Here is a 14,106-nt window from a genome sequence, read left to right as displayed (position 1 = left end):
ACTTATTACATTTGCCCTCCCGATGGGGTTAATATCTCAATAATTTTAAGTTAAGAATGGATAAAAATTTTGTAATCGGCTTAGTACTTATAATGCTAATGCTGGTAGGCTATCAGTTTCTGGTTCCAAAGCCAGTTGAACCTGCGCCGGTAGCACAAGTTAGTACGAACTCAGCCACGGCTGCCAAAGCACAAGCAGAAACAATAGCGGATTCCGCTCAGGCAATTTCGGCCAATGGAGATTCCACTGCTGTTAAAATTACCCCTCAGGATCTGGTTATTGAAACAACTGATTCCCGTATTGTTTTTACCAATAAGGGTGGTATCCTGAAAGAAGTGATGTTGAAAAAATACAAAACTTTTGATAAGAAACCGCTTTATCTGATTGTTGAAAATCACAATAAATTTCAAATTGATTTCCCTACACAAACGGGTAATATTAATTTAGCCAATCAATATTTTACCACATCTGCAACAGGACAAACGCTTGCTGCGAAAGATTCGGCAATTATCACTTACCGTGCTGATTTGGGTAAAAACCAGTTTGTTGAGCAAACTTATGTGGTGCACGGATCGGGTTATGTGATTGACTATGGAATTAAATCCAACAGTCTGGTTGCAGGAGATAAGTCGATCAGACTTGACTGGAAAAACGATCTTTTGAAGCTTGAAAATGATATGACAGAGAACCGTAAGGCGATCACTGTCAATTATTATACAGACGGACTTCACAGTCTTACACAAAGCCCAACGGCTAACGAAGCTGCAAAAGCGGAAGAGCCTGTTAAATGGTTCACGATTAAGCACAAGTATTTCCTTGCGGGCTTAATCTCCGAAAAACATCCATTCACGGATGTTGATGTAAAAGCTGACGTTAACATCAATGACACGACGATTGTAAAAACTGCGAATGTGGCAGCATCGATCCCAATGTCAGCCGTTCAGAAAAATGAAGCTAATTTCAAGTTTTATATCGGACCAAACGATTACCATATCGTTCAGAAAATTCAGGCGGAAAACTTTGAAGAGAACGTTTATCTTGGATATGCTTTCTTAAAGCCGATCAACAAATTCTTCCTGGTACCGTTGTTCAACTTCCTGGAAGGATTTATCTCAAACTACGGTCTGTTGATTATCTGTCTTGTATTGTTTGTAAAAACGCTGTTAACGCCGCTGACTTACAAATCCTACATCAGCATGGCGAAGATGAAATTGCTTGCTCCTGAGCTTGAAGAGCTTAAAGCACGTAATCCTGACGACATGGCGAAACAGCAGCAGGATCAAATGAAATTGTATCAGGAAGTTGGGGTGAGTCCGTTAAGTGGCTGTATACCCGTGCTGGCTACGATGCCGATTTTGTTCTCGTTATTCTTTTTGTTCCCGAACCTGATTGAGCTAAGGCAGCAAACATTCCTTTGGGCGAACGACTTATCGACATACGATTCATTTATCAAACTTCCGGTTTCACTGCCGTTTTATGGCAACCACGTAAGTTTGTTTACGATCATGATGACGATTTCAAGTATCGGATATGCTTACTATAACAACCAGATCACGCCTACACAGCCTGGCCCGGTTAACATGAAAATGTTGAGCTACATCATGCCATTGATGTTCATGTTTGTTCTTAACTCGTTCCCGGCAGGTTTGACGTTCTACTATTTTGTATCCAACGTTGTGACGATCGGTCAGCAGTTATTGATCAAAAAGTTTGTGAACGAAGATAAGATCAGAAATATTCTTGAAGAAAACCGCAAGAAAAACGCATCTGGCGAAAAGAAACAAACCAAGTTCCAAAAGTATCTGGAGAAATCGCTGCAGGCAGCTGATGAAGCCAAGAAGAAACAGGCTGACTTAGAAAAACGCACGAAACGTAAGTAATAGAGGTATTTTATTAATTGAGGAAGGGCAATGTTTCGGAATGGAAACATTGCCCGTTTCTTTTTCCCTTTAAACGGTTTTCGTAATTTGTACCACCAAATTTAACCTGACTGAAAAGCCAATGAGATTTTCCGTTATTTTGATAATACTCATTTGTCTGGGTCTGAACAATTTATCTTTTGCTCAATCTCCTGCACAAAATGAAACCAAATACAAAGCAGCTGTTTCTGACATCAAACAGGGAAGATATAATGTTGCCTTAGAGAAACTTGCGCCGCTGACCAACGCAAGTGTGCAGGCTCCATATTCAGCATATGCACATTATTATTATGGATTGGCGACCTATAATCTGAAAAGATACAGGGAAAGCAAGCAGATGCTTCTTCAGCTCGTGAGCAGATATCCTGCCTGGAATAAAATCAATGATGCCTATTATTTGCTTGGAGCGGATCATCTGGCAACCGAGCAATATAAGGAAGGGCTTGGCTTTTTACAGCGTATTAAGGACTCGTCCTACAACAAAGATATACAGGGACTAAAACAGCATTATTTTGGCGAGATAACAGATCTTGCCAAACTGAAAGAAATCCAGAAGCAATTTCCGGACGACCGTGATATCGCTATCGAGCTGATCCAGTTTATTGAGCGTTCGCCCACATCAACGAAAACGGATGACATGCAGGCCGATCAGCTGATCGCACAATTTAAGGTGAGCAGCAAGGAGAAAAATTCTACCACCGCAGATGGGCCGCAAAAAAGTATTCCGAAAAGAGCCAACCAATGGGAAAAGGGGTATCTGAACGTTTCGGTGATGTTGCCGTTTCGTCTGGATGAATTCAGTTCTTCTAAAAGACGTTCAAATCAGTTTGCTTATGATTATTATCTGGGGCTTGTTCAGGCAAAACAGCAGTTGGAAACAGAAGGGGTGAAGGTTAACCTTTGGGCTTATGACGTTAGCAATGACGATAAGTCGATGAAGGCAATTGCAGGTAATGCCGATTTTCAGCAGTCTGATCTAGTTATTGGGCCCCTTTATCCCGGCACTTTCGATGTGGCCGCCAGGTATGTGGCCGGGGCGGATATGTTTATGCTAAACCCACTGTCGACGGACGCGAACCTGCTTACCCACGGTAACAATATGTTTTTGGCACACCCGTCCATTCCTTTTCAGGTTCAGAAAGCTGCTGAATGGATGCGGACTGTCGCTCCCGGACCTTCTGTTGCCATTTATTATGGAAACAATGCGAAAGATTCGGTGATGGCTTTTGCTTATGCTAATGAGGTTAAAGCACGTGGCGGTAAAGTGATAGAAATGTTGAAAATCATTTCGGAGCGCGAGTGGCTTGAAGGAAAGGTTTCCTCATTTGCAACCGTAAAACCTTCTCATGTGGCACTTTTTGCTTCTGATGGCAACGCGGGCTCAGCTCTGATCGAAGTTTTAAATGCACGAACCTTAACAACTGTTCCGGTCGTTGCGAATTCTGCGAGCTTCAATTTGCAGCAGTCGCGTTTGGGCAAATATGGTTCGAGGTTATATCTGATTGAAACTGATTATGTAGACCGGGAAAAAGAAAAAGTACGTGAATTTCAAAAAGCGTACTGGACGCAGACCAATACATTCCCGTCGTCATATTCTTATCAGGGTTACGACCAGTTATTGTTTTTCGGACGTATGCTTTCCAAATACAAGGACGGCCTGAAAAAAGGATTGGAAATGAGAAAGTATGACGATGATTACCTCCTTTCAGGTTTTGATTTTACGAAGTCACGTGAAAACCAGATCTCACCTTTATTAAAGTATAGTGGTACCAAATGGGTGCCGGTTAGATAATTTAAATATGAATATTTCAACGAGTCAGGCCTTATTTGAAAAGGCGCAAGGTTTTATTCCGGGTGGTGTGAATTCACCCGTTCGTGCGTTTCGTGCAGTAGGAGGTTCTCCTGTTTTTATCAAGTCTGCCAAGGGACCGTACGTTTATGATGAAGATGACAATGAGTATATAGAGTTAATCAACTCATGGGGGCCGATGATTTTAGGTCATGGACATGAGCTGATCCAAAAGGCCGTTTCTGATGCCATTCAGCACTCTTTTTCTTTTGGTGCGCCTACTAGGAGAGAGGTGGAAATTGCCGAGCTGATCGTATCCATGGTGCCTTCCATTGAAAAGGTACGCATGGTAAATTCCGGAACGGAAGCTACCATGTCGGCAATTCGTGTGGCACGTGGATTTACCGGACGAGATAAGATCATCAAATTTGAAGGATGTTATCACGGACATGGCGATAGTTTTCTGATCGCCGCCGGAAGTGGGGCGGTAACTTTTGGAACGCCTGACAGTCCGGGGGTGACAAAGGGTGTTGCCAACGATACTTTAACGGCTCCTTATAACGATCTGGAAGCTGTTCAAAAACTCGTGGATGCCAATAAGGGTGCGATTGCTGCCTTGATTCTTGAACCGGTTGTGGGTAACATGGGCTGCGTGCTTCCGGCCGAAGGGTTTTTGGAAGGCCTGCGCAAGATTTGTGACGAAGAAGGTATCGTGTTTATTTTTGACGAGGTAATGACTGGTTTCCGTCTTTCAAAAGGCGGCGCACAGGAGCGTTTCGGTATTAAACCTGACCTTACAACATTGGGTAAAATCATCGGCGGCGGTATGCCGGTTGGTGCTTATGGCGGTAAGGCCGAAATTATGAACTGGGTGTCTCCGTTAGGCCCGGTTTATCAGGCGGGTACTTTATCGGGAAATCCGATTGCGATGGCAGCCGGCCTGACGATGCTGAATTATCTGAACGAGCATCCGGAAGTATATACCCAACTGGAAGTTTCGGGTCATAAACTGGTTAACGGATTTACGAATTCGATAAAAAAACTGGGATTGAATTATACCATTAATAGCATTGGGTCTATGTACACGTTGTTTTTCACCGAACAGGCTGTGACGGATTTCCCATCCGCAAAAACGTCTGACCTGCCATTGTTTGGGAAATATTTCCATGCAATGCTTGATCGCGGTATTTACATGGGGCCTTCTCAGTTTGAAAGTATGTTCCTGTCAACGGCTTTGGAAAACAGTCATATCGACCGTATTATTCAGGCCAATGAAGAATCTCTTAAAGAAGTAATCGGATAAGATAATGCGTAAATATTCGGTCATAATTCCTGTTTATAACCGTCCTGACGAGTTGCAGGAATTATTGACGTGCCTGAGCGTGCAGACTTTCAGAAATTTCGAGGTCATCATTGTTGAAGATGGTTCGAAGATCAAAGCGGATCAGGTGGTTGAGTCTTTCCAAGGCCGACTGGATATCCATTACTTTTACAAGGAAAATGGAGGACAGGGTTTTGCAAGAAATACCGGTTTTGAAAAAGCATCGGGGGATTATTTTATCCTCCTGGATTCAGACGCGTTGATCGAGCCGGATTATCTGGCGATTGTGGAAGCGAGGCTGAATCAGCAATATGTTGATCTTTATGGCGGGCCGGATACGGATCACCCCTCTTTCTCACCGATCCAGAAAGCAATCAGTTATTCCATGACCTCTTTTTTTACGACGGGTGGTATCCGCGGGAAAAAGAACAACATGGGCGGGACCTTTCATCCGCGCAGCTTCAACATGGGGCTTTCGCGTACGGTTTGGGAACGTACAGGTGGTTTTCTTACGAGCCGGATGGGAGAGGATATCCTGTTCAGCATTGCGGCGCTGCGTCTCGGTTTCAAGTCTGCGCTGATCCCGGAAGCATTTATTTATCATAAAAGACGAACCCAGTTTGCCCAGTTTTTCAGACAGCTGAAATTTTTTGGCCGCGCCAGGATCAATATTGCCAGGTTTTATCCGGATGAATTAAAGCTGGTACACACTTTTCCGTTGCTGTTTACACTCGGTGTGAGCAGTATTCCGGTCTGGTTTTTTGTGTTCAAACCTTTTTTCTATCTCGGAGTTGCGGGATTAACGCTGTATATAGTCCTTTTATTTATCGATGCCGTGAAAACGACGAAAAGTCTGGAAGTGGCCGTTCTAAGTGTAATGGCTGCTTTTGTCCAGCTTTTTGGTTATGGCGTGGGCTTTATTCAGGAAGGATGGACGAGGATATGGGAAAAAAAATCGCACCGGGAAACCGGCGCGACGATTGAATATCCTTCATAAATTTATGGAACCGACAGTATTAACAGCTGTCGGTTTTTTTATACCGTTTTCTGGCAAAAATATACAATTTCTTCCGCGGGAAGAGCATACCGTTTTACTTCTGCGGGCGTAAGTTCGTCCATCACAAAACGGTCTTCTTTAACTGTGAATCCGCCCTTTTCGAGTTCACGTCCGTAATTTCTTCCAAAAAGACGCAGGTGGTCGTTTTGCAGGAAGTGAATTTCGCGTTCACGCGGATCGGTTATGGTCGGGTCTTCATATGTTGTTGCGTATTTCATATCCTGCGGCGACTGGATCAACGCCCAGCCTCCTGGCTTCAAAACGCGGTGTAATTCACTCATGGCTCTGATATAGTCGTCTACGTGCTCCATTACGTGGTTGCAGAAAGCCACATCAAAAGTGTTATCAGGAAAAGGAATATCATGAATGTCCATTTTCACTTTTGCCAGCGGTGATTCAATATCGGCGGTGATATAATCAAGATTTTTCATGTGCTCGAAGCGGTCAATAAAACAGTACTCCGGCGCAACATGCAGAACTTTAAGATCGGCAGTGAAAAAGTTGGTTTTACGTTTTAAATATAGTCCCATCAAACGGTGCCTTTCCAGCGATAAACAGTGGGGACACAGGGCGTTATCCCGGCTGGATGTATTTCGTCCGTAAGGCAGAAACTGGCGGTATTGGCTGTCGCAGACAGGGCACTCTACTTTGTTTCCGATGTAAAAAATGCTCAGAAAACGGGCTACCCAATGGCCAATTAATTGTAAATAGGGACGCGGAATATAACGTAAAACTAAACTTATGATGGCTTTCATTAAACCAATTGATTAAAAATTAATAATTTTATGTTCTTACTCAGTAATATTCTCTTAAAATGATTCCAGCACATAATCCAAAGCCACCGGGCAAGCAACTGATCAAAAGAATGTCAACACGTACCAAGTGGCTGATTCTGGCTCCTTTGGGACTGTTTTTATTCAGTTGCGGCCTTTGGGTATTAAGCGAAGCGGCCCATCAGCGCCGTATCGGTGAACCAACGCAGGTTTGGGTATTGCTTGGATTGTACAGCCTTGCCTTAATTAATACCGGTCTGATTTTTTTTGGCGAAGCACTCAGATTTCGTATACTACTTGATGTTCGCCGGGAAACCAGACGCAGCATGCGTCAGCTTTTACGCAAGGTGAATGCCAAAGAAATCCGCAAATCACCAGCCCGGAAAGGCAAATCCGACAAAAAAACAAAAAGCCCTACCAAAACAGATTGACAGGGACTTGTTGATAACATAGTATCGGAGAGGCGTTTGATTATTGCTTGTTAGCTTCAAACTGTGCTTTGATAGCCTCAACGTCGACATTTCTTACTTCTGGCTTACGCAAAAGGTTTTTGATTGTTGCTGTACGATTGTTTGCCACAGCTTTATTTCTACGACTCTTACGTTTTAGTTCCGTAACTCCCATTTTAAAATTATTGTTTTGTGAAAGAGCCGCAAAATTAGGGAAAAATGCGTAAATAAAGTAGCAAATAGTCATAAAAATTGCATAACCTCTCTAACTTTACATTTTTAAATGCTGAATATATACGTTTTACCTGTTTCAAATTTCGGTTTCAGCACGGAGCTGTTCGCGGAAAATGAAAGGATAGGGAACTAAACATTTATAACAGCGATTGACTATTTGAAGATTTTTTAAATTAGAATGAGTAAACCAAGCCTTGCCCGCGGCACCCGTGACTTCGGTCCCGAACAAATGGTGAAACGCACCTTTATATTTGATACCATCCGGCGCTCTTTCCAACGTTATGGATTCCAGCCTTTGGAAACGCCTGCTTTTGAAAACCTTTCTGTTTTGATGGGCAAATACGGCGATGAAGGAGATCAGCTTCTTTTTAAACTTTTAAATTCAGGCGATTTTAGCGGAAAACTTACCGAGGCGGACTGGAATGCAGGTTACAAGCCACTGACAAACAAGATTTCGGAAAAGGGTTTGCGTTATGATTTGACGGTCCCTTTTGCACGGTATGTGGTGATGAACCGTGGTACGCTGGTGATGCCTTTTAAAAGATATCAGATTCAGCCGGTTTGGAGAGCGGATCGTCCGCAAAAAGGCCGCTACCGTGAATTTTACCAATGTGATGCCGATGTTGTTGGTACGGAGTCGTTACTTTGTGAAGCGGAAATTGTATTGCTGCTGCATGATATTTTACCTCAGCTGGGTATCGAAGATTTTACGGTTAAAATCAATAACAGGAAAATTTTGACCGGGATTGCTGATATGATCGGCGCGCACGGACAGGAAGGAACTTTATGCGTTGCGATCGACAAACTTGATAAAATCGGTAAGGAAAAGGTGATTGATGAGTTGCGCGAGCGTAATTTTTCGGAGGAAAGCATCACTTTGCTGGATCCTGTTTTTTCGTTAACCGGTGGTGAAAATCCTTTTGCTGACCTGCGGACCTGGCTTGCCAGTTCTGAAATCGGGTTGAAAGGAATTGACGAATTGGAGCAGGTATGGAATATGGTGGATGCGCTTGGCTTGAAAAACGCCCGTATTCAGTTTGATGTAACACTGGCCAGAGGGTTGTCTTATTACACCGGGGCAATCTTCGAAGTGAAGGCCAATAATGTGCAGATAGGCAGCATTTGCGGCGGCGGAAGATACGATAACCTGACCGGGACTTTCGGTGTGCCCGGAATTTCGGGCGTTGGAATATCCTTTGGCGTCGACAGGATTTATGATGTGATGGAAGAATTAAATCTTTTTCCTGAAAATCAGGCGATCAGTACGAAGGTAATGATCTCGAATTTTGATCAGCAGGCGTTTCAATACGGTTTGTCTATTTTGCCAAAATTGCGCGAGGCCGGAATTAATACAGAAATGTATCCGGATTCGGTGAAACTGAAAAAGCAGCTGGATTATGCCGATCGTAAAAATATTCCTTTTGTGATCCTGATCGGTTCTGACGAAATCAGTACAGGACAGCTTACTTTGAAAAATATGAAAACAGGGGAGCAGCAAAAGGGAACTGTTGAGGAATTAATAGCGGTTGTACAATAAACCGGACGGATTTATAAATAATAAACAATAGCATATAAGCTGACTGCCGGGGAGGCCCCGCCGAAAGCCCCAGCCCATTTTAAAAAATCATGAATAACATATTACGAATTGCAATACAAAAGTCAGGTCGGTTAAGTGAAGATTCTTTGAAGCTGATCAAAGAATGTGGTATTCGTTTTGATAACGGAGCCGGAAAGCTTAAAACGTCGGCTACCAATTTCCCAGCTGAAATTTTGTTTTTACGCGATGACGATATTCCGGGTTATGTGGAAGACGGCGTTGCACATCTGGGAATTGTCGGAGAAAATGTTTCGGAAGAGTCGGACAGAGATGTAAATACGGTGCATAAACTGGGCTTTTCGAAATGCCGTCTTTCGATTGGTGTTTTGAGAGAGCACGATTATAGCGGCGTTCAGGACCTTGAAGGAAAAAGTATTGCAACTTCTTATCCAAAACTTTTGGGTAAATATCTTGCTGAAAATAACGTTACCGCACAGATCCACGAAATCAGCGGTTCCGTAGAAATTGCACCGAGTATTGGCCTGGCTGATGCAGTTTGTGATATCGTAAGCTCGGGAAGTACTTTGCTGAGCAACGGGTTGAAAGAAGTGCAGACGATTTTCAAATCGGAAGCGGTGATGATCGCCAGCAAACATTTGACGGCTGAGCAGCAGGTGTTATTGGATCAGCTTTTGTTCCGTATCAAATCGGTTCAGGTTGCAAAAAACAACAAATATATTTTATTGAACTGCCCGACAAACGCAGTAGATGAGATCACTAAATATTTGCCGGGCATGAAAGCGCCGACCGTAATGCCGTTGGCTACGGAGGGCTGGTGTTCGATTCATTCGGTGATCAACGAAAATGATTTCTGGGAAAATATAGAAAAGATCAGACAGGCAGGTGCAGAGGGAATTCTGGTGATCCCGATTGAGAAAATGATTCTTTAAAATGCTGTCGGCTGTCAGCAATTGGCTTTCAGCGGAACGATGAATACTTAGTAATTATGAATATAATTTCTTATCCTGAAAGAAGTGAATGGCCGGATTTACTGACACGGCCTGTTCAGGATTCTTTTGCGATCGAAGGAAAGGTTTTGCCGATTCTGGATCTGGTTAAAACAAAAGGTGACGAAGGACTGAGGGAACTGGCGAAAAAATTTGATGGTGTAGACTTATCAGAATTTGCTTTTTCCCAGGAAGAGTTTGATGCCGCCGAAGGGCAGCTGGATTCAACATTGAAAACAGCGATCCGTCAGGCTTATCAGAATATTTATACTTTTCATAAAGCGCAATTGCAGTCGGTTGAAAAGATTGAGACCATGCCGGGCGTTACATGCTGGCGACGCAGCGTGGGTATTGAAAAAGTAGGAATTTATATTCCTGGCGGTACTGCTCCTTTGTTCAGTACCGTGCTGATGCTGGGTATTCCGGCACAGCTTGCGGGTTGTAAAGAAGTGGTGCTTTGTACGCCTTCAAACCATCCGGCTATTTTATTTGCAGCGAAACTCGTTGGAGTTACTGCTGCATTCAGAATTGGCGGCGCGCAGGCGATTGCTGCTTTGGCGTACGGAACGGAAAGTGTCCCCAAAGTTTATAAAATATTTGGTCCTGGTAATCAATATGTTACCACGGCTAAAATGTTGGTGAGCAAGGAAGGCGTAGCCATTGATATGCCTGCGGGACCTTCGGAGGTTGCGGTGTATGCCGACGATACGGCGGTTCCTGCTTTTGTAGCAGCCGATTTGTTGTCGCAGGCAGAACACGGTGCCGATAGTCAGGTGCTTCTGGTTTCTACAAGCGAGAAATTTTTAAGTGCTGTAAATGAAGAACTGACATCACAGTTGGATCAGCTTCCAAGGCGTGAACTGGCTTCCAAATCAATCGAAAACAGCAAAGCAATTCTGGTCAATTCGGCTTATGAAGCGATCGATATCCTGAACGATTATGCCGCAGAACACTTGATTCTAAGTGTGAAGGATGCAGAAGTGGTTTCTGATAAAATTGTTAATGCAGGTTCTATTTTTCTAGGAAACTATACGCCCGAATCCTGCGGCGATTATGCGTCCGGTACCAACCACACGCTGCCTACAAACGGTTATGCCCGGGCTTACAGCGGGGTTTCTGTGGATAGTTTTGTGAAGAAAATTACGGTTCAGCATATCACCGAGACGGGGATCAAAAATATTGGTCCGACGGTAGAAGCGATGGCGGAAGCGGAGTCATTGGATGCGCATAAAAGAGCGGTGAGCATCAGGTTAAATGCCCTTTTGTGATTATAATTTTCGTAAAATTATAACACACGGAAAAATGTCGTATATTTGAAAGACTAATTTCTGGTCTTCTAAATTGATAGAAAAGATGACAGCATTTATGGTTAATGAGCGTTTGGGTGGCTATAATGTCCTTAAACATTCCGTCAAAAATGATTTTGATCTTGCATACCTTGCTGAAAACGGTATTCCCAAGGCGGCAATACAGCATCTCGCTGATTCCGTTGGTCTGGAATTGAAGGATATTATTTTGCTTCTGCCCGTAACACCGAGAAATTTGCAGCGCTATAACGATACGGATCTGTTGAGCAATGTGGTTTCTGACCATCTTATTGCGCTGGCAGATCTTTTTTCTGTGGGTACCCGGGTATTGGGAAGGGAATATTTTCTGGATTGGCTGAACCGCGATATCCTCGCCCTTGGCGGTGAAAAACCAATTCAGTTCCTCCGTACGCACGCCGGAATTGAATTGGTAAAAACAGAACTGGGGCGTATCGAACACGGTATTTTTGCATAAATGGAATTATTCAGGATAACCAGATCGGAATATCAGAATGATTTAAGCGGTATCGGGGCATATTATCACGGAGGCCGGTGGAATACTCCGCAAAATTCGATGCTTTATACGGCTTCACGGAGATCGCTGGCAATGCTGGAAATAATAGTGCACTGGCAGCAACCGAATCCTCCGCTGGGTTATGTGGTGGTGGTGTTATTCGTGCCGGATTCGGCATCCGTCATCAACCTTACCTCGCCGCCCGCTGACTGGTATCAGGATCAGCAATGGAGCAAGGAAGTAGGGGATTTATGGCTTCAGAATAATGAATCACTGCTGATGAGCGTGCCATCTGCGATTGTGCCAGCCGAAAAAAATTATCTGATTAACCCGGCACACCCTGAGGCCGCTTCGGTGAAGGTGATCCATCTTGAACCTTTCCAGTTTGATAAAAGATTGTTTTAATAATAAATGAGATCAACCGCAGCTGCCGGCATGATGCTCTCAACTAGTAACAAAAATGAATAACTCTTTCGACCTGAACTCGGTCATTCGCCCCCACATTTTAACGTTGGCTCCGTATTCTTCTGCACGTGATGAATACACCGGTCATGCAGGTACATTTCTGGATGCCAATGAAAATCCCTACGGATCTGTTACAGAGGAGCATTATAACCGGTATCCGGACCCGTATCAGGCGGAAATAAAAGCGAAATTAAGCCCAATAAAAAATATCAGTACAAACCGTATTTTTCTTGGCAACGGAAGCGATGAACCAATCGATTTGTTGATCAGAGCAACCTGTACGCCAGAAAAAGATCGCGTTATTATCCTTCCGCCGACTTATGGCATGTATGAAGTAAGCGCTTCGATCCATAATGTGCAGATTGATAAAGTGTCTCTTACCACCGATTATCAAATTGACGTGGATGCGGTTTTGAAAGCGATTACACCGGACACTAAAATTATCTGGGTCTGTACGCCAAATAACCCGACGGGAAATGTGATGCAGGACGAAGCAATCGAAACGCTCCTGAATAACTTCAACGGATTGGTAGTTGTGGACGAAGCCTATGTAGACTTCACCGATTCAGTTTCATGGATCGACCGCCTGGATACCTTCCCGAATCTGGTTGTTTTGCAAACTTTTTCCAAAGCCTGGGGACTTGCGGGAATCCGTGCAGGGATGTGTTTCGCTTCGGCTGAGCTGATCAAGATCCTGAATAAAATCAAATCGCCTTATAATATCAGTCTGCCTGCACAGCGCGCTTTATTGGAAGGTTTGGGTGCTGTGGAGAAAAAAGACGAAATGGTTAAAGAAATTCTGAAAGAAAGAGCTTCTTTACGTACGATGCTGGAAAATTTATCGTTGGTGAATAAAGTATTTCCATCGGATGCCAATTTTCTGCTTGTACATTTTGACGATCCAAAATCGGTGATGGCCTATCTGATCGATGAGGCAATCATTGTCAGAGACCGGTCCCGGGTACATCTGTGTGAAGGATGTTTGCGGATTACCGTGGGGACAAAAGAGGAAAATGAGCTTTTGGTGGAATCTTTGAAAAAATTTAAACAAAATAGCGTAATTGCGTAAAACACTTTCATTCACACTATAACAAATTATTTTCCGCACCAACTGTTTAATTATGAAGAAACTAGCACTAATCTTTATTTGTACACTCTGCTTTGGATTTGCACAGGCGCAAAACGACAACTGGGCTGTCGGCTTTAAACTGGGAGAACCAACCGGAGTGAATATCCGTAAATATTTCAATAACATCAATGCCATCGATGTAACAGTTGGTACCTATGGCATGCTTAAAGAAAGTTACAGAAACGATAAGGTAAGACCCAACGTCGGCTTGTCGATACAGGTGCACTACCTGTGGCAGACACCGTTGTTTAACTCTGAATCTGTTCACGTGTATTACGGCTTAGGCGGGCAGGTTAACAGCAGAAGTTATGTCAAACGCACCGAAAAAACCAACGGCGCTGTTTCCCTGGGCGGTTCTGCGATCGGTGGAGTTGAATATTTCATCCCTAACAACCGTATTTCTGTGTTTTTGGAAGGTGGTACCTATGTGGAAATCATTCCGGCTCCGTTCTTTTTTAGCCCCAACATATCAGGAGGTATAAGATTTAACTTGTAACGTCTGGTCTTTAAAATATGATAGAAGGAAAAGCAGGCATTAAGCCTGCTTTTTTTGTATATTGGCTCTAAGCATTTATAAATGCTATTTTTACTCCTCAAAATAAGTA

At 43.5% G+C, this 14,106-nt stretch carries 14 protein-coding genes; 12 read left to right on the top strand and 2 right to left on the bottom strand.

Annotated features, from left to right (window positions below):
- Positions 1–56: 56 nt before the first annotated feature.
- From yidC to M1L62_RS14980, 4 genes are all read left to right on the top strand, one after another.
- Complete coding sequence (gene yidC, locus M1L62_RS14995) at positions 57–1,880, top strand: membrane protein insertase YidC (RefSeq protein WP_254560396.1); 1,824 nt, start codon at positions 57–59, stop codon at positions 1,878–1,880.
- Between the two features lie 121 nt (positions 1,881–2,001).
- Complete coding sequence (locus M1L62_RS14990) at positions 2,002–3,711, top strand: ABC transporter substrate-binding protein (protein ID WP_254560395.1); 1,710 nt, start codon at positions 2,002–2,004, stop codon at positions 3,709–3,711.
- A gap of 7 nt (positions 3,712–3,718) precedes the next feature.
- Positions 3,719–5,011, top strand: a complete 1,293-nt coding sequence (hemL, locus tag M1L62_RS14985; protein ID WP_254560394.1) for a glutamate-1-semialdehyde 2,1-aminomutase — start codon at positions 3,719–3,721, stop codon at positions 5,009–5,011.
- A 4-nt stretch (positions 5,012–5,015) separates the two neighbouring features.
- Positions 5,016–6,026 carry a glycosyltransferase family 2 protein gene (locus M1L62_RS14980; protein ID WP_254560393.1) on the top strand — a complete coding sequence of 337 codons (1,011 nt, stop codon included), beginning with the start codon at positions 5,016–5,018 and terminating at the stop codon, positions 6,024–6,026.
- A 38-nt stretch (positions 6,027–6,064) separates the two neighbouring features.
- On the opposite strand, the gene M1L62_RS14975 is transcribed toward M1L62_RS14980, so the two are convergent.
- Positions 6,065–6,841, bottom strand: coding sequence for a class I SAM-dependent methyltransferase (locus M1L62_RS14975; RefSeq protein WP_254560392.1), 777 nt, complete (start codon positions 6,839–6,841; stop codon positions 6,065–6,067).
- 59 nt (positions 6,842–6,900) lie between these two features.
- On the opposite strand from M1L62_RS14975, the gene M1L62_RS14970 reads away from it, so the two are divergent.
- Positions 6,901–7,290, top strand: coding sequence for a hypothetical protein (locus M1L62_RS14970; protein ID WP_254560391.1), 390 nt, complete (start codon positions 6,901–6,903; stop codon positions 7,288–7,290).
- Between the two features lie 40 nt (positions 7,291–7,330).
- Here the strand turns inward: M1L62_RS14970 and M1L62_RS14965 are convergent, their stop codons facing one another.
- Complete coding sequence (locus M1L62_RS14965; protein ID WP_254560503.1) at positions 7,331–7,555, bottom strand: hypothetical protein; 225 nt, start codon at positions 7,553–7,555, stop codon at positions 7,331–7,333.
- A 165-nt stretch (positions 7,556–7,720) separates the two neighbouring features.
- On the opposite strand from M1L62_RS14965, the gene hisS reads away from it, so the two are divergent.
- The 7 genes from hisS to M1L62_RS14930 all read left to right on the top strand — a co-directional run bounded on the left by hisS (position 7,721) and on the right by M1L62_RS14930 (position 13,997).
- Positions 7,721–9,079: a histidine--tRNA ligase gene (gene hisS, locus M1L62_RS14960; protein ID WP_254560390.1), complete on the top strand. Its 1,359-nt coding sequence runs from the start codon at positions 7,721–7,723 to the stop codon at positions 9,077–9,079.
- An 89-nt stretch (positions 9,080–9,168) separates the two neighbouring features.
- Positions 9,169–10,029, top strand: coding sequence for an ATP phosphoribosyltransferase (gene hisG, locus M1L62_RS14955; RefSeq protein ID WP_254560389.1), 861 nt, complete (start codon positions 9,169–9,171; stop codon positions 10,027–10,029).
- A 56-nt stretch (positions 10,030–10,085) separates the two neighbouring features.
- Positions 10,086–11,354 carry a histidinol dehydrogenase gene (gene hisD / locus M1L62_RS14950; protein WP_254560388.1) on the top strand — a complete coding sequence of 423 codons (1,269 nt, stop codon included), beginning with the start codon at positions 10,086–10,088 and terminating at the stop codon, positions 11,352–11,354.
- Positions 11,355–11,439: 85 nt separating this feature from the next.
- The gene (locus M1L62_RS14945; protein WP_254560387.1) at positions 11,440–11,868 is read left to right on the top strand and encodes an Xre family toxin-antitoxin system antitoxin; all 429 of its coding nucleotides are present in this window, start codon (positions 11,440–11,442) and stop codon (positions 11,866–11,868) included.
- A complete protein-coding gene (locus M1L62_RS14940) occupies positions 11,869–12,312 on the top strand; it encodes an RES family NAD+ phosphorylase (protein WP_254560386.1) in 444 nt (147 codons plus the stop codon).
- A gap of 55 nt (positions 12,313–12,367) precedes the next feature.
- Entirely contained in the window at positions 12,368–13,441 is a 1,074-nt protein-coding gene (hisC, locus tag M1L62_RS14935) for a histidinol-phosphate transaminase (protein ID WP_254560385.1), read from the top strand.
- A gap of 52 nt (positions 13,442–13,493) precedes the next feature.
- Complete coding sequence (locus tag M1L62_RS14930; protein WP_254560384.1) at positions 13,494–13,997, top strand: hypothetical protein; 504 nt, start codon at positions 13,494–13,496, stop codon at positions 13,995–13,997.
- The last annotated feature ends 109 nt before the right edge of the window (positions 13,998–14,106 follow it).

This window comes from Dyadobacter diqingensis (assembly GCF_024220585.1).
GTDB lineage: Bacteria > Bacteroidota > Bacteroidia > Cytophagales > Spirosomataceae > Dyadobacter > Dyadobacter diqingensis.
The sequence above is the reverse complement of the archived record's forward strand: the minus strand, read 5'-3'. Positions and strand labels throughout refer to the sequence as shown.

Bases quoted from the DNA above. Each gene is read 5' to 3' on its own strand.
- M1L62_RS14965 (WP_254560503.1), bottom strand. From the start codon at position 7,555: ATGACTATTTGCTACTTTATTTACGCATTTTTCCCTAATTTTGCGGCT.
- hisD (WP_254560388.1), top strand. From the start codon at position 10,086: ATGAATATAATTTCTTATCCTGAAAGAAGTGAATGGCCGGATTTACTG.
- M1L62_RS14980 (WP_254560393.1), top strand. From the start codon at position 5,016: ATGCGTAAATATTCGGTCATAATTCCTGTTTATAACCGTCCTGACGAG.
- hisG (WP_254560389.1), top strand. From the start codon at position 9,169: ATGAATAACATATTACGAATTGCAATACAAAAGTCAGGTCGGTTAAGT.
- M1L62_RS14975 (WP_254560392.1), bottom strand. From the start codon at position 6,841: ATGAAAGCCATCATAAGTTTAGTTTTACGTTATATTCCGCGTCCCTAT.
- M1L62_RS14940 (WP_254560386.1), top strand. From the start codon at position 11,869: ATGGAATTATTCAGGATAACCAGATCGGAATATCAGAATGATTTAAGC.
- M1L62_RS14930 (WP_254560384.1), top strand. From the start codon at position 13,494: ATGAAGAAACTAGCACTAATCTTTATTTGTACACTCTGCTTTGGATTT.
- hisS (WP_254560390.1), top strand. From the start codon at position 7,721: ATGAGTAAACCAAGCCTTGCCCGCGGCACCCGTGACTTCGGTCCCGAA.
- M1L62_RS14970 (WP_254560391.1), top strand. From the start codon at position 6,901: ATGATTCCAGCACATAATCCAAAGCCACCGGGCAAGCAACTGATCAAA.
- hisC (WP_254560385.1), top strand. From the start codon at position 12,368: ATGAATAACTCTTTCGACCTGAACTCGGTCATTCGCCCCCACATTTTA.
- hemL (WP_254560394.1), top strand. From the start codon at position 3,719: ATGAATATTTCAACGAGTCAGGCCTTATTTGAAAAGGCGCAAGGTTTT.
- M1L62_RS14990 (WP_254560395.1), top strand. From the start codon at position 2,002: ATGAGATTTTCCGTTATTTTGATAATACTCATTTGTCTGGGTCTGAAC.
- yidC (WP_254560396.1), top strand. From the start codon at position 57: ATGGATAAAAATTTTGTAATCGGCTTAGTACTTATAATGCTAATGCTG.
- M1L62_RS14945 (WP_254560387.1), top strand. From the start codon at position 11,440: ATGACAGCATTTATGGTTAATGAGCGTTTGGGTGGCTATAATGTCCTT.